The sequence below is a fragment of the Nocardia sp. CA-135953 genome, assembly GCF_050955735.1.
In the GTDB taxonomy this organism is placed as follows: domain Bacteria; phylum Actinomycetota; class Actinomycetes; order Mycobacteriales; family Mycobacteriaceae; genus Nocardia.
On sequence record NZ_CP192082.1, the window covers coordinates 4,830,485 to 4,854,185 of the forward strand.

Annotated in this window: 12 protein-coding genes; 7 read left to right on the forward strand and 5 right to left on the reverse strand. The window is 64.0% G+C overall.

The features are described from left to right. The first annotated feature begins 230 nt into the window (after positions 1-230). From pglW to ACQPXH_RS22265, 7 genes are all read left to right on the forward strand, one after another. Positions 231-4,715, forward strand: coding sequence for a BREX system serine/threonine kinase PglW (pglW, locus tag ACQPXH_RS22235; protein ID WP_433598462.1), 4,485 nt, complete (start codon positions 231-233; stop codon positions 4,713-4,715). After that, positions 4,712-8,347 (forward strand): BREX-2 system adenine-specific DNA-methyltransferase PglX, encoded by a 3,636-nt coding sequence (pglX, locus tag ACQPXH_RS22240; RefSeq protein WP_433598463.1) that lies wholly within the window; start codon positions 4,712-4,714, stop codon positions 8,345-8,347. Before pglW ends, pglX begins: the two co-directional genes overlap by 4 nt. Next, entirely contained in the window at positions 8,347-12,237 is a 3,891-nt protein-coding gene (gene pglY / locus ACQPXH_RS22245; protein ID WP_433598464.1) for a BREX-2 system ATPase PglY, read from the forward strand. Before pglX ends, pglY begins: the two co-directional genes overlap by 1 nt. Next, a complete protein-coding gene (gene pglZ, locus ACQPXH_RS22250) occupies positions 12,234-15,053 on the forward strand; it encodes a BREX-2 system phosphatase PglZ (RefSeq protein WP_433598465.1) in 2,820 nt (939 codons plus the stop codon). Before pglY ends, pglZ begins: the two co-directional genes overlap by 4 nt. 165 nt (positions 15,054-15,218) lie before the next feature. After that, positions 15,219-15,377, forward strand: coding sequence for a type II toxin-antitoxin system Phd/YefM family antitoxin (locus ACQPXH_RS22255; RefSeq protein ID WP_433603536.1), 159 nt, complete (start codon positions 15,219-15,221; stop codon positions 15,375-15,377). 887 nt (positions 15,378-16,264) lie between these two features. After that, entirely contained in the window at positions 16,265-17,578 is a 1,314-nt protein-coding gene (brxD, locus tag ACQPXH_RS22260; protein ID WP_433598466.1) for a BREX system ATP-binding protein BrxD, read from the forward strand. Beyond that, positions 17,575-19,707 carry a DEAD/DEAH box helicase gene (locus ACQPXH_RS22265; protein WP_433598467.1) on the forward strand — a complete coding sequence of 711 codons (2,133 nt, stop codon included), beginning with the start codon at positions 17,575-17,577 and terminating at the stop codon, positions 19,705-19,707. Before brxD ends, ACQPXH_RS22265 begins: the two co-directional genes overlap by 4 nt. A gap of 156 nt (positions 19,708-19,863) precedes the next feature. On the opposite strand, the gene ACQPXH_RS22270 is transcribed toward ACQPXH_RS22265, so the two are convergent. The 5 genes from ACQPXH_RS22270 to ACQPXH_RS22290 form a co-directional block, all read right to left on the reverse strand. Continuing rightward, positions 19,864-20,160, reverse strand: coding sequence for a hypothetical protein (locus ACQPXH_RS22270; RefSeq protein ID WP_433598468.1), 297 nt, complete (start codon positions 20,158-20,160; stop codon positions 19,864-19,866). 1,202 nt (positions 20,161-21,362) lie between these two features. Beyond that, positions 21,363-21,596: a hypothetical protein gene (locus tag ACQPXH_RS22275; RefSeq protein WP_433598469.1), complete on the reverse strand. Its 234-nt coding sequence runs from the start codon at positions 21,594-21,596 to the stop codon at positions 21,363-21,365. A 78-nt stretch (positions 21,597-21,674) separates the two neighbouring features. After that, complete coding sequence (locus tag ACQPXH_RS22280) at positions 21,675-23,054, reverse strand: hypothetical protein (RefSeq protein WP_433598470.1); 1,380 nt, start codon at positions 23,052-23,054, stop codon at positions 21,675-21,677. 5 nt (positions 23,055-23,059) lie between these two features. Next, on the reverse strand, positions 23,060-23,359 hold the full coding sequence (locus tag ACQPXH_RS22285) for a WXG100 family type VII secretion target (RefSeq protein WP_433598471.1): 300 nt from the start codon (positions 23,357-23,359) through the stop codon (positions 23,060-23,062). After that, positions 23,356-23,694 carry a type VII secretion target gene (locus tag ACQPXH_RS22290; RefSeq protein WP_433598472.1) on the reverse strand — a complete coding sequence of 113 codons (339 nt, stop codon included), beginning with the start codon at positions 23,692-23,694 and terminating at the stop codon, positions 23,356-23,358. Before ACQPXH_RS22290 ends, ACQPXH_RS22285 begins: the two co-directional genes overlap by 4 nt. Positions 23,695-23,701: the final 7 nt, after the last annotated feature.

Below are 23,701 nucleotides of genomic sequence, written 5' to 3' on the forward strand. Positions count from 1 at the left end.
ACACTGCTGATCTGTGCCGCCAGTTCGATGACGCGCCGATCCCGTTCACCTTCCTCGACGCCGCTATCCAGGCGTAGTGCCCGCAATACCTGCTCTGACAATCCACGCAGAGCCGACGGCGATCATGACCCGGCGGATCGCCATCAGTGCTTCGGGCAAGCATTCCGGCGGCTACTGTTGTCTTCGCGGCGGCGGGGCCGGCAGGGACGACGAGAACAGGACGCGCGAGTATGGACGAGGGTCGGTGGACAACGGTCACCGAGTCGAGTTTCGAGCACGAGCGCCGGGGGCTGGAAGCTATCCGGACACAGTTGCCGAATGTCGATCCGTGGTTTGCCTGGTCGAACTTCACCTTCACGGCCGACACCGGGCACGTGCGTGAGGTCGATCTGCTGGTGATCGCCCCCAACGGGGTGCACATGATCGAGCTCAAGGATTGGAGTGGCCGCCTGTCCTCGGAGGGCGGCGACTGGGTTCAGACGAACAAGCGTGGCGGCCGCAGATTGTTCCGCAGTCCGCTGCACCTGGTGAACCAGAAAAGCAAGGAACTAGCGAGCCTGCTGGGTAACAACGGGACCCGCGTGTTCGTGAGTTCGGCGGTCTGCCTTACCAATCAGGGGCTGCGGTTCGAGTTGCCCGCGGGTGACCGCGCCAACACGCACACGGTCAAGGAACTGCTGGATCGGCTCGATGCGCCGGTCACCGAGGCCAGGCGCCGGATCGATGCCGGCCTGGCCAGGAAGATCAAGAAGGCGTTCGAAGATGCGGGCGTCCGCCGCAGCGACGCAGAATTCACCGTCGGCCCGTACCTGTTGCAGCGCAAGCCGATCGATGCGGGTCCGACATGGCAGGACTATCTCGCCGTCCACGCCGAACTGCGCGAGCAGGTTCGCGTGCGCGTCTACTTGCGTGAACGCGGCGCCGATGAAGACACCCGCAAATCGGTGGATGCCGCGGCACGTCGTGAGGCAGCGGTGCTGCGCCGGTTCCGGCACCCGGGTGCGGTGCAGCTGGAGCATTTCGATTCCTCCGGCCACTCCGCAGGCCCCGCGCTCATCTTCCGGTACCACCCCGACACCGTGCACTTGGACGAATACCTCGCCCGCTACGGAGACTCGCTGGACATCGGCGATCGCATCAGCTTGGTGCGTCAACTGGCGGAGACACTGTGCTCGGCGCATTCCTCACGCTTGTACCACCGCGCACTCGCCGCGCGCTCGATTCACGTTGTTCCCCACCGTGGTTCGACTGAAACCCAACGGTGGCGCGCGCCACTGCTGCAAATTTCCGACTGGCAGGTGGCGACGCAACGCTCGGCAGGCACAGCGCTGTCCATGACGCGCCACGCCCCGACGCTGTTGTCGGCGCAGCACCTGTCGACCGGTTCGGACGCCTACCTCGCCCCAGAGGTTGCCGCGACCTCGCCCGATCCCATCGCCATGGACGTCTACGGCCTGGGCATGCTCACCTACCTGCTGGTGACCGGCAAGGCGCCTGCCAGTACCCAGGCCGAGCTCTTGGCCCGTTTCGAAGCGGGCGAGGAGCTGCGTCCCAGTGCTCTGGTCGACGATCTGCCGCAGGATGTCGACCTCCTGGTCGCGGCGGCGACGGACTACCGTCCCGCACGCCGGCTCACCTCGATCGCCGAGTTCATCGAGGTGCTCGAGGATGTCGAAGACGCACTGACCACACCCGCCGAGGAGGAAGTCGACGAACCCGACCTCGACCCACTCGAGGCAGTCCGCGACGATGTGTTGGCAGGCCGCTGGGAAGTGCGGCGCCGCCTGGGCACCGGGTCCACGAGCCGCGCCCTGCTCGTGCGTGATCTGCAGGCCGATCCCGAGAAGCGCAAGCCGTATGCCGTGCTCAAGGTTGCACTCTCGGACGACCGCGGCGAGGTACTGATCCGCGAAGCAGGCGTGTTGCGTGGCCTGCGCCGTCACTCGGGCATCATCGATCTGGTCGATCCGGGCGTACTGACGCTCGCCGACCGCACCGCATTGGTCCTCGAATACGTCGGCGACGAACAGGGACTGGGACAGGAATCCAAGCACCGCACCGAGGAAACAGTCGCCCGCGAACTGCGCGACAACGGCCGCCTGCAGGTCGGCCGTCTGGAAACGTACAGCGACTACTTGTTCGGCGCCCTCGATTTCCTCGAGGGCGAGGGCGTCTGGCATCGCGACCTCAAACCTGACAATATCGCGATTCGCGTGCGCCCCAACCGAACTCGCGAGCTCGTCCTCATCGACTTCTCGCTGGCCGGCTACCCGGTGCAGAACACCGAAGCCGGCACCGAGGGCTACCTCGACCCGTTCATCACCACGGTGACCCGCGGCGTCTACGACGCCCACGCCGAGCGCTATGCGCTGGCGGTAACCCTGCACGAGATGGCCTCGGGCGAGCTGCCCCGCTGGGGCGACGGCAGTGTACTGCCGCGCCAGCTGGACGCCGCCGAATTCCCGTATCCCCGGATCGCCGTGGATGCATTCGACCCGTCGGTGCGCGACGGCCTGGTGGAGTTCTTCCGCAAGGCCCTGCATCGTGATGTGGCCCAACGCTTTTCGGATCTGAAGCCGATGCGTGACGCGTGGCGCAAGATCTTCCTGGACATGAGCCGATCGGTGCCGTCGCGGCCGTTGAGCGCACATCCGGCACCGCCGGTCGACGTGGACGAGGTGTCGCCGGAGGATCAGCGGCGCCAGATCGCGGAGCAGGCGACCGTCGACACCCACCTATCGCAGGCGGGGATGACCGCGGCGACCGAGCAGTTCCTCTACGGCCTCGGTGTCAATACCGTCGGCGAATTGCTCGACTACGGCCGCGGCAAGCTGATCAACGCACCGGGTCTGGGCGTTCGCGCGCGCCGCGAGATCCAGGACCGGCTCAAGGAGTGGGGTCGGCGCCTGGGCAAGGAGGAGCCCGCACCGCTCACACCGGAAGCCAGGAAGGAAGCGAAGGCCGAACTCACCGCCGCCGGAACCGACCTCAGCACAGGTCTGCTGCGCGCCCTCAGCCTGGATACCCTCGCCGCCGGTTTCGTTCCCGAACGCAACAACAACGGCGCCAATGCCAGCAAGGTGGATGCGGTAGCCCGACTGCTGCGCATCCCCGGCGCGGGCGACCTGCCCGACCTCGATGCATGGCCGACCCAATCAGCTGTGGCCGACACTCTCGGCCTGACCTCCGGACGCGTCGCTCAGCTGCTGAAAACCCAACGCCAGCAATGGAAGAAAGATCCGGCGGTGCAGGCCCTGCGCGAGCAGGTGCTGGAACTGCTGGAGAGCTTCGGCCGCGTCGCGGCGGCGACCGAACTCGCCGACGCGCTGATCGCCCGGCGCGGCACCCGGCTGCACGAGCGCGCGCAACGGCGCGCCTTGGGGCTTGCCGCGGTTCGGGTTGTCGTGGAAGTCGAACAGCTCGCCCCGGACGAGGCCGCGATCTACGTTGCCCAGAAACGCGATTCGGGCGCGAACCCGGTGGTCGTGCTGGCGCTCGAGGCCGACGAGGATGCCGCGTTCGACACACCGGCGGCGCCCGCGCTGGCTCAGTACGCGCTGCGACTGGGCAAAACCGCCGACGCGTTGGCCGACCAGGAAACCCTGCCGACCGCCGCGACGGTGCTCGATCGACTTGGCGCGATCGAGCCGCCCGAGGGTGCGTTCACCTTGGACGAGCGTCGTCTGGTTCAAGTGGCTGTCAGCGCGTCCCGCAATGCCGCGGTCACCCCGCGGCTGGAAATCTATCCGCGCGACCTGCCATTGGTGCGAGCTGTCCGGTTGACTCAGGCGGGCCTGGTCACCCTCACGCCCGGTGTGCCGCTACCACAGCAGGCCGGCCTGTTGGCACGGACGGTGTTCGACCGCATCCTGGCACGGTTCCCGGAGCTGTTCATCGCGGGCAGCGACAATGAACTGCCAACTCCTGAGCTCACAAAAGCACTGCGGGAGGCGGGTTTCGGCCTGGTAGTCAAGACGCACCCGGTGTCGCGGGTCCAGCGTTATCTTCCCGAGCACGCCGAGGAGAACTCCAGCTTCACCGAGCATGCTCCCCGCTGGACGACCGCCGTCAATTCGCACGCGCTGGGCCGCTACTCCGACGACCCGAACTTGGCCAGGGCCGCCCGCGCCGAGGATCTGCTCGCCGGCGCGACGCTGCGCGACGGATTTCGGGTGCTCACCGCGCCGATCATGCGCAATGACGACAGGAAACGCCCCAACGCCGCGGCGGAATTGCGGGACCGTTTCTCCGCCCGCCCGATGTCGGCGACGGCGCTGTTCCTGGCCACTATGCACGACCTCGTGCCGCCTGATACGAAGCCGACCTGGGAGACCATCCTGCGCGCCGACGTCGCGCCGCCCGGTTCCCGCGCCGCCATGAAGTTCTCCGAATACGCGCGCACCGCCTGGAGCCGCATCGAAGCCGAGATCGCCGACAACATCGCCGGTAACGGCCCACTGCTCCTCACCGACACTCTGGTGTTCGCCCGCTATGACGCGATGGGTGTGCTCGGCCGCCTGGCCGAGCAGGCCCGGCGTGGTAAGGGCGGTCTGTGGTTGTTGTGCCCGCAGTCCGACCCGATGCGTTCCCCGCACCTCGGTGCCGTTGCCGTGCCCTACCAATCGGCTCTCAACGAGTGGATTCCCTTGCCCGCCTCGTGGATCAACAACATCCACCGTGCCAGCCCATCGACCGACACAGGAGCCACCGCATGATCGACCGCGCCGCATTGCTCTCCGACCTGAAAAAACAGGTCACCGCGGCAGAGGCCGACCTGAACAAACAGCTGCGCGCCCTGCCCGAGGTGAAAGCACGCCTGCACGACGAGTGGGCCCACGCCCGCAAACTCAACCGCACCGCAGCGACCGAAACCTCGTGGCTCGACGAACGCATCACCCAAGTCGCCGTAGCCTGGGTCCTCGGCACCGTCTTCGTCCGCTTCTGCGAAGACAACCGCCTCATCGCCGAGCCCTACCTCACCGGCCCCACCGACGACCGCCGCGAACTGGCCCACGCCCGCTACGACGCCTACGTCGAATCCGACCCCGACCCCACCTACCGAGGCTGGCTCACCCGCGCCTTCGCCGAACTCGGCGCGGGCCAAGCAGGCAAACTCCTCTTCGACCCCAACCACAACGCCCTCTACCAAATCCCCCTCTCTCACGACGGCGCCCGCGACCTCATCGAATTCTGGCGCACCCGTGACGAACACGGCGTACTCGTCCACAACTTCACCGACCCCCTCGACGAAGACGGCATCAACGGCTGGGACACCCGTTTCCTCGGCGACCTCTACCAAGACCTCTCCGAAGACATCCGCAAGAATTACGCCCTCCTCCAAACCCCTGAATTCGTAGAGGAATTCATCCTCGACCGCACCCTCGAACCCGCCATTCGTGAATTCGGTTATGCCGATATCAAACTCATCGACCCGACGTGTGGGTCGGGGCACTTCGTGCTCGGTGCGTTCAAACGGTTGAACGAGCGGTGGGCTGATGAGCAGCCGACCAAGGACCGACATGAGCGAGTGCAAGCCGCGCTGAACTCCGTTCATGGCGTGGACCTCAACCCGTTCGCGATCGCCATCGCCCGCTTCCGACTCTTGGTAGCTGCGATGGCCGCCGCCAACGTGCGTACCCTCGCCGAAGCGGCACGCTACGAGTGGCCGATCAAGCTCGCTGTTGGCGATTCGCTGATCAAGGCACGGCAGTTGGAACTCAGCCTCGACGGGGACAGCGGCGACCCGCTTGCCGAGTTCTCCTACGCAACTGAGGACGTGCACGACTACCCGGGGATTCTTGATTCAGGGCGGTATCACGTGGTTGTGGGCAACCCGCCTTACATCACCGTCAAGGACAAGGACCTAAACGAGCTCTACCGTGGGCTCTACAAGGCCTGTTCAGGCAAGTACGCACTGTCTGTTCCCTTCGCCCAGAGGTTCTTTGAACTCGCAAAGCTCGGCGACACTGGCGGGAACGGCTATGGTCGAGTCGGGCAGATCACCGCGAACTCCTTCATGAAACGCGAGTTCGGGACGAAGCTCATCGAGGAGTTCTTTGGTCACGCGGTCGAGCTCACCGAGGTTATCGACACGTCGGGCGCCTACATTCCTGGACACGGCACACCGACCGTTATCCTCGTCGGAACACGACGCTCCGGCAGAAGCCGCAACAACAGAATTCGTGCTGTCCGAAGCGTTCAGGGCGAGCCAAAAGCGCCAACAAACCCCGAGGATGGATTCGTATGGCAATCAATTGTCGACCAGATCGACAAGGTACCTAGCATCAGCCAATGGGTCTCTGTTGATGATCTCGACCGGCAACGATACTTCAGCAAGCAGCCTTGGATACTTCTCGACGGGGGCCTTGAACTTACCGAAGTACTGAACGAATCGTGTGCGTCGACCTTGTCTACGATAACCAGCCGCCTCGGCGTTTTCGGAATGACCAATGCAGACGACATCATGCTTTCCAGTCAGCGCGCCTGGCACCGCCGGGGTTGTAGCGACGCTTTTGGAAAAGATCTCGTGCTCGGCGATGAAGTCCGCGACTGGCTACGCGAAGGCGATACCTACAGCTTCTTCCCTTATTCCGACGACCTGAAACTCCTTCCATTGCAGCAGGACTCGGCCGAGTTCAAATGGTTCTGGCCAGGTCGCACGACTATGGGGAATCGCGCCACATTCTCGAAAGGAACATACTTTTCCGACGGCCGTTCATGGTATGGATGGCATCAAACAACACCCAGTCCAGGCGCTCACCCATGGACGATCACCTTTGCGTTCGTGGCAACGCACAACCATTTCGTGCTGGACCGGGGCGGGAAGGTGTTCAAGCAGTCCGCGCCGGTGATCAAGTTGCCGGAGGGGGCGAGCGAGGAGGAGCATCTGCGGCTGCTCGGGCTGCTCAACAGCTCCACCGCCTGCTTCTGGCTCAAGATGGTCAGCCAGAGCAAGGGCGGCGGCGGTATTGGACGCGGGATCTCAGATGAGCCATGGGAGAACCGATTCGAGTTCACCGGCACCAAGCTGGAGGAATTCCCGCTGCCCGCTAGGTTTCCTACCGCCCTCACTACAAGGCTCGACGAACTAGCGCGCGATCTGGCAACGGTTAGCCCGAACGCCTTGTGCGACAACAAAGTCCCGACTGCCACCACCTTGCGCGACGGGATGACCCGTTGGCGATCAATCCGTTCAGAAATGCTCGCACTGCAGGAAGAACTTGATTGGCAGGTCTATTCGATCTACGGCCTGCAGGCAGCAGACCTGACAGCCCAGGACAGCGAAGTTCCCGAACTCAACTTCGGCGAACGCGCGTTCGAGATCGTGGTCGCCCGCCGACTGTCCGACGGGGAAGCATCAGACCAGTGGTTCGTCCGGCACGGAGGCACACCGACCACCGAGATTCCCACCAGCTGGCCTTCGTCATACCGGGAACTCGTGCAACGCCGAATCGACGCGATCGAAACCAACCGCGCGATCGGCATGATCGAACGACCCGAGTACAAGCGCAGGTGGCGAACCGACGGGTGGAAGGCATTGCAGGAGACGGCACTTCGCCTGTGGTTACTGGACCGCATCGAGTCTCGTGACCTGTGGTTTGACGCCAGCGACCAACCACAGCTTCTCACTCCGACCAAACTCACCGACCGCCTGACCAACGACCACGACTTCGTCTCAGTTGCCGCCCTCTACGCACCCCGCACCGACCTGGCAAAAGTGGTCGCCGATCTGATCACCGACCAGCACGTCCCGTTCATATCCGCCTTGCGCTACAAGCCGTCCGGCCTGAAGAAGCGCAAGGATTGGGAACACGTTTGGGACATGCAGCGTCAAGAAGACGCCATGCCCGACGGCGCCGACAAGAACGATTTCCGCAAGACGATCCCGGTCCCACCCAAGTACACCTCTGCTGACTTCCTGCGCACTCCCTTCTGGCAGGCGCGCGGCAAGCTCGACGTGCCCAAGGAACGGTTCATCTCCTACGGATCGACCAACGCGGCAACCCCGGACCTCTATGGCTGGGCAGGCTGGGACCACCGCGAACAAGCCATGGCCATCGCCATCTACCTCGCCGAGCACAACCTCTCCACCGAGGAGATCACCCCGTTCCTAGCGGGCCTGCTGGAACTGCAGCCCTGGCTTGACCAGTGGCACAACGAGATCGACCCGAACTTCGGCATCGCCCCGTCGACATTCCTCGCGGGCGACCGGCACGACAGGCAGGGCGAACACGGCCTGACCGACGACGACCTGCGCAACTGGCGCCCGCAGCCCACCACCCGCGGGCGCCGCACACCAGCCGAACGCACAACGAAGAAAACCGAAGCACCACAGGGGGATAACTGATGGACCAGCGCCCACTTCTGCGCGACCTCATCGAAATCAAAGAGCACATCGCGGGGTCGGACTATGTGCTCACCCTTGCCGACGCGGTCACCGAAGCAGGATCGACCAAGGCCGTCGAGGACTATGTGCTCACCGAACGCCTGCTCGGCAACTTCGATGAAGCCCTCGCACTGATCAAGTCGGCGCTCGACGGGAACACCTCCAAGCCGGCCTTCCTGCACGGTTCGTTCGGTGCCGGCAAGTCGCACTTCATGGCCGTGCTCTACGCCCTGCTCTCCGGCAATCCGGTCGCTCGCTCTCGCAGCGAATTCGATCCGCTGCTCACCAAGCACGAATGGCTGCTGTCGGATGGCAAGAAGTTCCTGATGGTGCCGTATCACATGATCGATGCCAAGGCGATGGAGCAGCGGGTGCTCGGCGGCTACGTCGACTTCGTCCGCAAGCGGCACCCGGAGGCGATAATCCCGCCGGTGTATCGCACCGATGCGCTGTTCATCAACCTGCGCTCGCTGCGGACAACGATGGGTGAGCAGCCCTTCCTCGCCGCGCTCAATGGCGACAACGCTGGGGACGGCGACGACGAATGGGGCGAGTCGACAGCATTCTGGACTACCGAAAAACTCGGTACCGCGCTGGCAGCGGCCGAGGCCCACGACGGTAGCCCCCTCAACCTGGTGAATCCGACCACCGGCCCGGAGCTCCGCGCCAAGCTGGTCCACGATGCGGGCACTACTCTGCTGCCCGGTTTCACGCAGCAGGCCGCCGAGGACGAGACGGGCTTCATCTCCCTCGACGCCGGCCTCAGTGTCATTGCCTCGCACGCGAAGTCGCTCGGCTACGACGGAATCATCCTGTTCCTGGACGAGTTGATCCTGTGGCTGGCCAGCCTCATCCACGACGAGAAGCGGGTGGCACGGGAAGCCAGCAAGATCACCAACTTTCGCGAGGGCGGCGACGCCCGTCGCGATATCCCGATCATCTCGTTCATCGCCCGCCAGCGCGACCTGCGTGAGCTGGTCGGTGAAAAGCTCGCGGGCGCAGCGGAATCCGCGATTCAGGATGCGCTCAACCATGCGTCGGGCCGCTTCGATCTGATCAGTCTCGAAGACCGCAACCTGCCGCAAATCGCGCACGCGCGCCTGCTCAAACCGCGCGACGACGCCGCGGCAGCCCAATTCGACGCGGCATTCGACCGGACCAGGAAGCTCGGTCCGAAGGTGTGGGATGTTCTGCTCGGCTCCGACGAGTCCACCACCGGTGCCGACGAAGCGTCGTTCCGGTTGAGCTACCCGTTCTCCCCCGCCTTCCTCGACACCCTCGTCCACATCTCGGCCGCGCTACAGCGCTCCCGCACCGGCCTGAAGCTGATGGGCCAGCTCCTCGCCGATCACCGCAACGAGCTGCGACTCGGTGACCTGGTCCCGCTGGGTGACCTCTACGAGCAGCTCACCCGCGGTGGCGACCGCCCGTTCGTCGCCGACAAGAAGGTGCTCTTCGACGCCGCCGACAAGCTGTACAAGACGCGCCTGCGTCCGTATCTGCTCAGCACGTGCGAGGTCACCGAGGACGATATCGACGCCTACGTCAACCGGCGCGACACCATCACCGACGCCAAACTCCTCGGCAACTGCAAGAAGTTCGTCGGCCAGAACCGGCTCGCCTGCACAGTGCTGCTGGCGGCGCTCGCGCCCAGTGTTCCCGCTTTGCGGGACTTGACGATTCGCCGTCTCGGCGCGCTCAATTACGGCTCGATCACCACCATGATCCCCGGCCGGGAAGAGGGCGTGATCAAGGACATGATCGGCGAATGGGCCGGTCGGTTCCCCGAGATCAAGCCCACGGGCACCGACGCCAATCCCGGTGTGCGCCTGGAACTCTCCGGTGTCGATGTCGAGTCGGTGATCGCCAACGCACAGGTCAACGACAATCCGGCCAACCGGCTCGCCCTCGCTCGCGACCTGCTCGCCGAGGAGTTCGGGCTCGATCGTGCCAACGGCCGCTTCGATGCCGACGAACTGCGTTTCGTCTGGCGTGGGTCCAATCGCATCGCGGAAGTGGTGTTCGGCAACGTCAGCGACGACGACGCGCTACCGAATCACGACCTGCAGCCCGCCTACGAGGGACGCTGGCGCATCGTCATCGACCTGCCCTACGACGAAGGCGCCCACACGCCGATCGAAGACGCCGACCGGATTCGACGGCTCAAGGAAGAGCAGGGCAATAACCACCCCAACACGGTCGCGTGGTTGCCCACCCACCTGACCAAACCCCGCTGGGAAGACTTCCGGCGACTGCTGGTCGTCACCAAGGCGCTCGCCGACCCGTACCGCTTCGACACCCAGTACGCCCAGCACCTCAACCCCGACAACCGGGCCAGCGCCAAACAGCTGCTCGAATCGCAGCGCGAAGTGCTGCGTCAACGTGTGCTCGCCACCTTCAAACAGGCCTACGGCCTGGCCGAACGCAAACCCGAGGATGTCACCGACGACCTGGGCGAGCTGTTCCACCCGCTACCCGATATCGACAGCCTGACCGTGTCGATCGGTCAGTCGCTGCACGACGCCATCCGCAACCTCGCGGGCAAGCTCCTCGCCCACCAGTTCCCCGAGCACCCGAATCTAGATCCGGAAGGCACCGGAGTAGCCGTCAAGCCGGTCGAAGCGAAAACCGTTCTCGCGCAGGTGAAGGGCGCTGCCGAAGCCCGCGACGGACGTTTCGAAGTGCCCGCCAAGGAACGCGCGCTGATGCGCCGGATTGCCGAACCGCTCGGCTTGGGCCAGCAGAAAGAGGCCTACTTCGAGTTGTCCAGACGATGGGCCGACCACTTCCGCCGCGCCGCCCAGAACAATGGCAGCACCGGCGATTTGTCGGTCATCTCCCTCGGCGACTGGATCGACCTGCCGCAGCCGCGTGGCCTGGAACCCCACATCGCCAACCTGGTGATCGCCTCGTTCGCCGAGATGGACGACCGGATCTGGGTGCGTGGCGGAGTCCACATCGACACTCCCGAACTTACCAAGATCCAAGCCGGTTATGCGTTGCGCACCCAGCCGCTGCCGACCGAATCGGACTTCGATGCCGCGCGCAACCGGTTCGAGGTCATCTTCGGCGACAAGGCTCCGACGCTGCTGCGCGGTGGTCCGGTGCAGCAGTTCGCCCGTCAGATCAACAGTGCCGCAACCAAATACCAGGATTCGGCGGCTCGCCTCGTCGAACAACTGCAGAAGCGCGCCGACTTCCTCGAACTCGACGGCAGCGACGCCGGAGAGCGGCTCGCGTTGGCTCGACGCTCGCTCGAGCTGCTATCCACGCTTGCTACGGTCGGCACCGGCGGGTCGGCCGGCGCGAAGAAGGCCGTCGAGGCGCTCGCTCGGTTCGATCTGGCCGAGGTCAACGCCGACCGGTATGGAACCTCCATCAAGTCGGCCGATCAGGTGACCACTGCGCTGGCGAATGCCGCCTGGCACAGCCTCGAAGATGCCACCCTGCTCGGCGCTGAGGGCGCAGCCCTGCTCGACTCCCTGCGCACTGCCGCTCAGGCCGACCAGCGTTCCGCCGATTTGATCGAGGCGTTGCGCAGCGCGGGCGCGAAGGTCACCGTGCTGAACCGGCGAATCCTCGAACAGCGGCGGAAGGAACAGGCCGCGGCCGCAACACCGGCGGCCGAGCCCGCGCCGCCCCCACCGAGCGCCGGCGACGTCAACCTGAACACGGACACCAGCACTCCCCCGCTGCCCGACATCCCCGTCAGCGTGCGCACTGGGCGTCGGGCCAACAAATACACAACAACCGCCGGTGCCGCCGTCGCGGAGTTCTCCGCCGACCTGGCCGAATTGGCGGCGCTGGAACCCGACGCTTCCATCGAGATCCTGTGGCGGGTTGTCGAATGACCAGCGCTACCGACACCACCGCTCTGCGGCTGTCGAGAGCGACAGTCGCTCAGTATCTTTCGGCGCACAAGCGGCTCCAGACCGAACTCGCGGCACCGGGCGGACCGGTTATCGTGCTCCTGCGCGGCGAACCGGAGTGGGACAGTGCCCCCGTCCTTCCCCTCAGCGAGGGTAATGCCGCCCAGGTGTCGGTCGCCGCATCCCCACTGGCGGTGCACGAAATCGTGCTGGCGCACGCCCGTGAACTCGCACCGGATCCGCGAGTCCTGGTGGTACTCACCGATATCGAGGAACACGATCTGGACCCGGCCATTCTCGCGCGCGCACACCGAGGCCGCGTACACACCGTCGACCGGTGGGACATCGTCCGGGAGTCGTTCGGCGCCATAGCCATCGACCCTCGGCTCAAACGCGATGGCTGGGCCTGCGAAGCCCTGCTCGACGCCGCAGGCGCCCAAGGGTGGCCCACCGCGATGGCCGGCCGAGTCCTCTCCCGTGTCGCGGCGCTCACCGCCCTGACCGGTCGTCGATTGCGTATCCCGTCGGATACCGACCGCATCGACCCCGTCACCCTGCTCGAGTGGACGCAACGTCCGGGCGCGTCCCAACAGCTGCTCGACCTGCGAGCCCCCGAGCGCGACGGCATCATCGAATTCCTCAGTGAGCCGGAACAATCCGGTGCGACCGGCACCGCGCTCACCGCGCTGACCCTGGCCGGACACGGGGCCGAAGCACTTGCCTACGGGCTGGTGTGCGCGGCCCTGTGGCAGCACGCGACCCCCGGCAATGCCGTCTACCAGGCACGCGGCCGCGTCGAACGCTGGCTCGGTGACCGGCCTCCGGTGCAGGGCGACGCCCTCGACCGCCTGCTCGCGACATTCGGCCGCACCTGCGAGGACTATGTGCGCGATGTGCTGGTCAAAGCGCGCGTCGCCGCCGACCTTCACGACGACGCCGACGACGACGCCCTGACCGCACACAAAGCGGCGAAAACCGTCCTCGCGCAAGCCGATCTCTTGGTTCGCCAGTTCGGCGCGGGCGAAGCAGCAGCACAGAGTCCGCTGCTCGCGGCCGGACTCGAAGCCAGGTTCACTGCTGCCGGGCAGGCACTCGGTCGCGGCAATCCCGCGGAGATCGACCGGGCCGTCGCCGCACTGCGCGACCATGACCTCGCAGCGGATCACCGTGTGCGCATCACCCGAGTGCGGATGGCCCAGCGCCTCACCCGGTGGCTGCACACCGACCCCGACCCCACCGTCGACGGCAGTGTCGCCGCGGCACTGAACCGTCAGATGCACAGCACCGCCTGGGCCGACCGCGCCCTCGACTACCTCGACGCGGGCGGTGACGACGACCCGGCCCTGCGCGTCGCCTACGACACCATTGCCACCCGAGCCCGTGCCCTGCGCCGGGAATTCGACCGCGAGTTCGCGAAGAACCTTGCGATATGGACCGAGTCGGGTACTTCACCGGGGGCAATGCTGACCGTCGAGACCTTCCTGCATCGCGTGGTCCGTCCCGTGGCATCTGCGCACCGCGTTCTGTTGATCGTCATCGACGGTATGAGCGCGTCCATCGCCACCGAGCTGGCCGGTGAACTGCGCACTACCTTCGCCGAACACGATCCGCTGCCCGTCGGTGCAGAGTGCCGCCGTTGCATGGCCGCGGCATTGCCGAGCCTGACCGCGGTCTCCCGCACGTCGCTGTTCGCCGGACAGCTCATGAAGGGCGACCAGAAAACCGAGCAGCGCCTCTTCCCCGCGCACTCGTTCTGGGGTGCGAAACGCGCGGCCGTCTTTTTCAAGAAAGACCTGCGCAGCAAGCCCGGCGAACGCTTCGGCGCCGACCTCAACGCCGCGCTCGACGATCCGGAGTGTCACGTCGCGGTCGTCCTCAACACCATCGACGACCGCCTCGCCAAAGAAGCCAAACTCGACGACTCCGGGTGGGAAGCCCGCGAGATCGGCGACCTACGGGCACTCGCTTCGGCAGCGACGGCTCAGGGCATGGTCGTGCTGATCACCAGCGACCACGGCCACGTCATCGACCGCCACGGCAAGCCCGTCGACGCCACCGATATCGAGTCGGCGCGACACCGTCTGCCCGCCACCGAATTCGACCGCCGCGCCGAAACCGAAATCCTGCTGCACGGCCCGCGAGTCGTCTGGCCCGAGCCTGGAGCATCAATCGTTGCCTTGTGGGACAACGACTCCCGATACACCGCTCAAAAAGCCGGCTACCACGGCGGCGCTGCATTAGCAGAGGTCACCATCCCGGTCCTGGCCTTCCTCCCCTACGGCGCCGAGCGACCGCCCGGCTGGCGCGAACTGGGCGACCAGCGCCCGTCCTGGTGGCGCGATGATGCTGACGCGCTGTCCGAGCCCCGGACTCCGGCGGCCGTCAAGAAGGCAACCAAACGCCTGACCAACCAGATCGCGGAACAGGTCGACGCTCAGATAACCCTGGACATCCCGTTGCCCGCCCCCGAACCGGTATCGCGGCCGTCGAATCCGACAGAGGACCTGGTAGCCGGTCTGCTCGCATCGGATATGTTCGCGGCACAGTTGGAACAACTGGCACGCAAACCAGGTAACTCGAAGCTGGAGAAGGCCATTCGAGCGCTACTCGACGGTCCACAATCCACCACGGCTCTCGCCCAACGGGTCGGCGACCCACCGACCCGCGCCAATGGCTTTGCCGCCGTCCTCGGTCAGCTGCTCAATGTGGACGGCGCGCAGGTGCTCGAAACTCTGCCGGACGGGCGAACACTGCGACTGAACGTGGGGCTGTTGCGAACCCAGTTCGGTCTGCGGTAACGGATCGGGGCGCGCAGCAGGGCTCCGGCAAAGTCGTGATGTGGGGTTTGACCTGCGGGTTCGATCGTGGCGTCGACGCTGCGACGACTGAAGAATGAGGGGATGCCTTCGCACCGCCGACCAAGAGATTCAGAATATCTGAGTAGATCTGATATTCATGAACTCATGAAGCTTGTGTCCGCGTCGGAGGCTTCCCGCAACTTCGCCGAACTCCTCAGTCGTGCCGAGCGAGGCGAAACTGTGGTGATTACTCGGGGCGGGCGACGACTCGCGGTAATAGGCCCGGCGCCGGTGGCGAACGGGGCGAGATCCGTGAGGCGCTGAGCAGCTGGCGTGAGCGGTACCCGGACGATGATGCCTCGTTCGAGACAGATGTCTTGGGTGTCCGTGATCTGCTGCGGGCGGACGATCCGTGGCACGAGTAATTCTCGACACCCGCCTCTTGATCGCGGTCGAACGTGGGCAAGCCGCGCTCGACGAGCTGATCCGGCCCGATGACGACGCGGTGATCGCGGCAGTCACTGCGGCGGAGTTGTTGACCGGGTCGAGCGGGCCGGCACCGAGCCGATACGACAGCGCCGGCAGGACTTCGTCGACGCGATACTCGCGACCGTCCCGGTCGAGGATTACACGCTGGAGGCGGCTAGAGCGCATGCGCGCCTGCTGGCCTACGTCCAGCGTGAGGGTAGGCCACGGGGCGCGCACGATCTACTCATAGCGGCCACCTCGGTGGTCACGGCGCGCATGCTCCGATCCACCGACGGAAAGGCCAAGTTCGGCGATCTCCCCGGCGTCCACATCGCATAGGTTCCAGTGTCGACGTCGCAGGCAGGCGGGTGAGGTGCCGAGGGCCCGCGCGCACAGTATTTCGACCGGCAGAGCGGCTGTGGCCCGGCGCAGCCCGGATGCCTCGGAGCGTTCGGCCGCCGGAAGATCTCTACGAGGGCGGCCGGAATGCTCGCTCGAAGCATCGACGGCGATCTGTCGGGTCGCGATCGTCGGCGGCTCCGAATGGATTGTCAGAGAATGTGTTGCGGACAGTACGCCTCGATTGCGGCGCGCGGCCAACAGATCGAGTTCGCCGAGAGCGCCCGCGACAGACTCGAGTACCGGACCGCAGTCGACCACCGCGCCGGCCCAACGATTCGGCGATCCACCGACCCGCAAACTCCTTGGATCGGCATGGTCTCCGCCCGTGCGAAACTGTCGGGGTGAGTAGCCAGCCAACCCAGGTCAGCGCGGCACGACGCCGCGCGGTCATCGATGCGCTGCGACGCGGCGCCGTGCCGGAGAGCGGACTGGACCTGCTCGCTACTGGGCTCGACCGATTCGAGGCCGCCCTCGACGCGGAGCTGGACGCGGTCGAGTCCGGCGGGTCGGTGTTCAAAGCGGTTCGCGGCGAATACGGATCCGGTAAGACGTTCTTCGCGCGATGGCTGGGCGAGCGGGCGAAGCGGCGCAACTTCGCGGTGTCCGAAGTGCAGATCTCCGAAACCGAGACACCGCTGCACAAGCTGGAGACTGTGTATCGGCGGCTCACCGAACGACTGACGACGTCGAGCTTCCCGCCGAGTGCCCTTCGCTCGGTTGTCGATGCCTGGTTCTACGCGCTCGAGGAAGACGCTCTGGTGGCCGGCGCCGACGATGACTCGCTGATCGGGGCTGTCGATGAACTCATGACAGCTCGGTTGACCGAGGTTTCGCGGCACGCCCCCTCCTTCGCCACTGCGCTGCGGGGGTACCGCACGGCACTGGTCGACGGTGACGAAGCGACTGCCGCCGCCATCCTCGCCTGGCTGGGCGGACAGCCGAACGTGGCCGCCGCGGCCAGGCGGGCAGCGGGAGTGCGAGGCGAACTCGACCACTTCGGCGCCTTCGGATTTCTGCAAGGTCTGCTCACCGCTCTGCGCGACAGTGGTCATCGTGGTCTGCTGCTGATACTCGACGAGGTAGAAACTCTGCAGCGAGTGCGATCCGATGCCAGGGACAAAGCTCTCAATGCTTTGCGTCAGCTCATCGACGAGGTGTACTCCGGCCGTTTTCCCGGGTTGTATCTGCTCATCACCGGCACGCCGGCGTTCTACGACGGTCAGCAGGGTGTGCAGCGTCTTGCGCCGTTGGCGCAGCGCCTTGCCACGGATTTCACCACCGACCCCCGTTTCGACAATCCTCGCGCCGTGCAGCTCCGATTGTCCGGGTTCACCATGGATTCGCTTATCGCGCTGGGTATTACGATTCGCGACCTGTATGCCGACGGCAGTGAGCACCCCGAACGGATCCGTGACATCGCCGACGACGCCTACATCGCCGACCTCGCCAAGGCGGTCGGCGGCACCCTCGGCGGCAAGGTCGGCGTCGCGCCCCGACTCTTTCTCAAGAAACTCGTCGGCGACGTCCTCGACCGCATCGATCAGTTCCCGGACTTCGATCCGCGCCAGCACTACAAGCTCACCGTCAACAGCTCTGAACTCACCGACGCCGAACGCAACCTTGTGCGGGCCGACGACATCGACCTGGAACTGTGACCGACGAGTCCTGGGACCGCCTCGACCCGGTCGTGGTGCACCACATCGTCAATACCCTTGGATGGCCGGGTCTGCGACCTCTGCAGGAACAAGCGATCGCGCCCCTCCTCGACGGCGAGGACGCCGTCCTCCTGGCACCGACGGCCGGCGGGAAAACGGAGGCAGCGTGCTTTCCATTGCTCAGCGCGATGTCCCAGCAGCAGTGGACCGGCACCTCGATCCTCTATCTGTGTCCGCTCAAAGCGCTGCTGAACAATCTTGCCGCCCGGGTCGACGGATACGCCCAGTGGCTGGGTCGCACGGCCGCACTGTGGCACGGCGACATCACCAATTCCGTCCGCGACCGCATTCGCCGCGAACGCCCCGACATCCTGCTCACCACGCCGGAATCCTTGGAAGCCATGCTGATCGGCACCAAGACCGATCACCACCAGTTCCTCGGAAGCATTCGGGCAGTCGTAATCGACGAGGTCCATGCCTTCGCCGGCGACGACCGCGGCTGGCACCTGCTCGCCGTGTTGGAACGACTTCAGCGGGTCACCGGGCAGCAGATCCAGCGGATCGGTCTATCGGCCACCGTCGGCAACCCCGACGACCTGCTCACCTGGCTACAGGGCTCCGGCGCGGGCATCCGACCCGGTCGAGTGGTCGCCCCCGGAGTGACGCTGCCACAGCCCGGGTCCGCTTCCGCGCCGCCACCCGGACACGTCGAACTCGACTATGTCGGCTCGCTGGAGAACGCCGCCAAAGTCATTGCGACCCTGCATCGTGGCGAGAAGCGCCTCGTGTTCTGTGACTCACGCCGACAGGTCGAGGAGCTGGGTGCGGCCCTTCGAACACGACAGGTCACGGTCTTCCTCTCCCACGCATCACTGTCGGTCGACGAACGGACCAGGGCCGAACAAGCTTTCGCCGAGGCACGCGACTGCGTCATCGTGTCCACGTCCACCCTCGAACTCGGCATCGACGTCGGCGATCTGGATAGAGTCATCCAAATTGATTCCCCCGCAACAGTTGCGTCGTTTCTACAGCGCATCGGACGCACCGGACGCCGAGCAAACAGCACCCGCAATTGCTTGTTCCTGGCCACCACCGACGATGCACTGCTGCAAGCCGCGGGGCTGTCGCTGCTCTGGGGGTGCGGATGGGTCGAACCGGTCACTCCCCCACCAGAACCGCGCCATCTGGTCGCACAGCAACTGCTCGCGCTCACCCTGCAACAGCACAGCATCGGCGATCGCCGCTGGCAGGAGGAATGGAACAGCCTGGCACCGTTCGACATCTCCGCAGCACCCATCCTGCGTCACCTGATCCACGAAGGTCACCTCGAGGACGACGGTGGACTGCTACATATCGGTCCGGCCGCCGAGAAACGTTTCGGCAGAAGGCATTTCCTCGACCTGACCGCCGCTTTCACCGCGCCCCCGCAATTCACAGTGCTCGCCGGACGCCAGGAGATCGGGCACACTGATCCCTCCGTGCTCACCGCCGAAACGGCCGGTCCCCGTATCTTGCTACTCGCCGGACGCAGCTGGCGGGTCAACTACATCGACTGGTCACGTCGACGCGCATTCGTCGAACCCGCCGACGCCGGCGGTGTGGCGAAGTGGTCCAACACCGGTTTGCGCGGATTGTCGTTCGAGCTGACGCGGGCGATTCGGGACGTGTTACTCGGGACGGATCCCCCGGTCGATCTCACTCGGCGGGCGCGCCATCAACTCGACGATCTGCGTGCGACCAAAGGAATCGGAACCTCGGACCGCCACGCCACCATCATCGAACGCGCGGGCAGTGCAGCACGCTGGTGGACCTGGGCAGGCTTCCGCGCCAACGCCACCCTGGCCGCGTCCCTCCCTACCGTGGTGGATCCGACGCAACGACCCAATGACTTCAGCATCCGACTGCGCCCGGACCTTACCGCCGAGATGTGGCACGACGCACTGGCCGAGCGGCGCGCCCAGCATCCGATGGTGATTCTGCCCCGAGCCGACGAACGCGCGGCCCGCGGACTGAAATTCTCGGATGTGCTACCCGACAACCTGGCCGCCGCCACGATCTCCGCGCGACTGGCCGACGTGGACGGTGCGCTGCGAGTCCTCGAGGAGCCAACCCTGTTTCATATCAGCTAATAGTGACGTCTTTCCGGTCAAGGAACCACCCGACATCAGCGTCGAAAGCATCAATGAGGGTCCGCACCCACGACACCGAGATGCGATCTGATCGTGGTGGACCGAGGATGTTCCCGAGGCTTGCGACAGGATTGTCCGTCACAATTCCGCCACCGCTCAGTCCCCACTGAACCAAAGATACCCGTGCCTGCGGATAGCAATCTCAGCAGCGTCGCGCAAGGCGGAGAGCAGCTCCCGCTCTTCGTCATTGTTCGGCGACAGATCCGCGAGTTCATCCAGAAATAGAGAGAGCTGGGACATATTGTACATCGTGTCAGCGTGCTCGTGAATTTGCCACAGCATCGAGCCGACCGGCGCACGATCGATAAGCTTGGCGAACGTGCCCCAGGCGTCCCCATAAATCAGCTCGGTCCGTTCATGGATTTGATTTTGAAGAATTATGTCGATTCCCAATTCAACTCCTGGCAACTACTAGATCGGATACATGGCAATAAGGTATGGGTGCGGTTCCAGCAGTTGAGGTCTGGGTACACAACAAGGCGCTGGCGCGAACTCGTCGAGTCAGTTTGCCAGAATATCGATCCAACACTGCGATGATTCTCTCGAAATCACGTACCGAACGCTGGCAGAATTCTCGATCCGTCTTCACTAAGAGGTCCACAGCCTGCGCTTCGGTTGCCAGTTCGTGAAGGTCTTTCTCAGCCATTACTCGTGAAGGTACGAGCACCCAGTTTCGTCGCGTAGTATCGAACACCCAGTCGATCTCTCGATCGTCGGCAAAAGCGGCCTCTTGCAAAAGTTCAGCAACACAAGCCGGTCGCGGTTCCGGAAACGCCAGACAACAAGCGGCGGAGCGGGAGTGCCGTCATCACCGATGCCGCCCGAATGACGATACCACTCCAGGTCTCCGTACCGCTTTAGTCGAGTAATAAAGTCGCAAGAATTAATTGCCTTACTTCCTTGATCGTTGCGCCAGGATTATCTCCCCTATTAGTCTTTCTCCATTGCTCGATAGGGATGGATTTAGCCGATGCCTCAGACCGTAGACATATTTGTCGTCAACATATACCGTAGCGACGCAGAAGATCTATCGGTCGGCGACTGAGCCGAGGTCAATCATTGATATCGTCTGAGTCGTAGTTTATTTCGAGGTCGGCTGGCCGAGATGGCCACGGTGGTGCCTGAATTCTGGCTCCTGACCATTTGTCTACGGTCACAACCGGATATCTGACTGATTTGCGATACCTGATCGGCTCCAGATGAGATTGTCGCCCCAGAAAACCTCAGCTGGTATCTCGGGTGTTGGTCGGACACAAACATGTTCCACCCATTTTGGAAGCCGATTCGCAAGCTGCCGGACTTGAAGAATACTGGCGATACAATTGGCTCGGTAAGCGTTCTTTCGATTTCGGATTCGGACCAGTATGTAATCGGATGGCGATCCAGATCTGTCTTAGCTAGAGATCGAGGCGACAGTTCGGCGGTATAGTCGACGACGAGCCTGAACGGTGCGTCGAGTGAGAATTCGATATCATTCGACCGCCATTCAGTGTGGACAATGCGGCTTCCGCGCAACGGTTGGAGTATCCACCTGTCTTCATACTCTTTGATCTCGCGCCGCATTATCACCCGCAATGGCGTAAAATGTTGCGACTTCAGTCCCCACTGAACCAAAGATACCCATTCCTACGGATAGCGGTTTCTGCGGCATCACGCAATACGACGAGCATATTTGCTTCTTTGTCGTTGTTCGGCGACAGATTTGCTAGTTCGTCCAAGAGCATGGTCAGCTGGGTCGTGTTGAACATTGTGTCCGCGTGTGCGTGAAGACCCCGAAGCATCGAACCTGCCGGAGCATTCTCTCGATACTTGACCAGCGTATCTTCCACGTCCCCATATACTAGGTCGATCCGTTCGTGGATTTGATTTTGAAGAATTATGTCGATTCCCAATTCAACTCCTAGCATCTACGGGATCGGATACATGGTAATAATGCCGCCGAATCGGTCGGTAATGATCTTGTATCGACTGGTGGCGTGACCGCCCAACTGCTCTGACACGCTGCCGATGACTTTACCGGCGTCAACCTCGCGTTCAAAATTGCCGTCGAGGTTCGGTCCTCGTGCCGGCGAGTTTTCAGCTGCCTCGGCCAGCTCGTCGAGCGCCTCGCCGGTAATCGTGTCAGGCCAGGTGCCCTTTGAAGGATTATAGTTGGGAGCGCCTTTGACATGCTTCCCAAGAATGTACTTTTCAACCTCATCAGTCATACCCGGAGCCGGGTTGCCCGGAGCCAGCGGCAAGTTATCGAATTTGTCTTCATCATCGATATAAACCTTCATGGCGATGATGGCACCGAGTTTGAGCGCGATATCGGTGAGGCTGGGGACTTTGTCGAACGCGGTGACCGTGAAGGCTGCGGCACCTGCGACCGCTGCCCCCGCGCCGATTATTTTGATGAGTTTGCTGGCGTCGTAGGTGCTTTTGAGCACTCGGGCGGTGTTACCGGCGATCGCGACGACGCCGACGCCGGCGGCGACGTCGCTGAGGGCGGCGGTGATCCAGGAGGCGGCGACGCCGATGACGACGGTGGTTCCGGCTGCGATCAAGGCATTGGTGACCGCGTCCCGGAATTTGTCACGAGTTTCGGAGGTGGCGGTGCTGTATTCGGCGACGGGTGTGGCGAGGCTGAGGGACGCCGAGGCGAGTTGGGTGGCCCCGCTGTTGAGGGTGCTGAGATGGCCGAGGAGGGGTTCGAGGCCCTTCTTGTCCTGGATGTCGCTGAACAGGTTGGTGATCTCGGTGATCCGGGATGCCGCATCGGTGATGGTCTTGTGCTCGGCGAACGTCTTCCAGGTCGATGCGGCCTTGGCGAGCTTGTCTTTGTTGCCGTTGGGCAGCTTGTGGCCGAACTCTTCCTGGATCTTGCCGACCAGGGCGTCGTAGAAGCCGGGGATACTGCCGTGTCCCTCGCTGACACCGTCACCGTTGTTGCCGACCGACGTCGGGATAGTCACCTTGTACTCCGACATCGCCGTCACGGTGGGCCGGTCGGGCATCGGGTTGGAGTTATTGGACTGTGCCCAGTTGTATCCGGCGGCGTAGAGCATGGTGCCGAAGTTGGTGAGAGCGTCGGCCAGGTTCGTGCAGGTCTGCATCGTTTCCTGGGCGAGGCGGTCGTAGGTCTTGCCCCACGCTTCGCAGCCTGCGGTGTTCCCGGCCATGCCTGCGCAGTCACCTTTGACCGCGTCATGGACCGGTTTGTCGGCGGCACGCAGGTCGGTGGCCAGGGCGTGGCATTTCTTACCGGCCTCGTAGTAGGTCTGCCAGTCGATAACCAGTACACCCATGCGTCTTATCCCTGGGAGAACATTGTGTAATTGGTGTCGCAGGCGGTGCTGTAGCGCGCGTGGGCCGCCTTGGCCGCATCGCTGACATCCTTCACCCCTTCGACGAACTCCCGTGCTCCAGTGACCCATTGAGCGTGGGCATCAGCATAGGCCTGGGCGGCAACGCCTTCCCACCCACTACCGGTCAAGGTGGCGACCCGGTCATCGATCTCATCGAGATGCTCGCCGATGAACCCTGCCAGACTTGAAAGGCGGATCACGACCTCATCGAGATGGTCCAGGTCGACCGAGAACCGAGAGTTCATGGCAGATCCAAACTCGAAGTGCTCAATACAGCGGCGTTGCTTCCATCTTGGGCCTGATAGGTGTCGGCGGTGACGCCCAGTTTCTCCGCCATACCGCTCAGAGCGGACATGATCTGAACTCCGCCGTCACGCACTTCGGTCCAGCCCTCGGAGAATTCGTTGGCCGCGTCCCCGGTCCAGCTGCCATCGGTCAGCGAAGCGACGTCCTTCGCGGCGGAATCCAACGCCGTGCGCAGTGCTTCGGCCAACTCGTAGACGTACCTGCCGACCTCGCGCACCTTCTCGGGCACCACCGACAGGTTCTGGCCAGAGGCTGGTGTCCCCCCATCACTCATGCCGCGA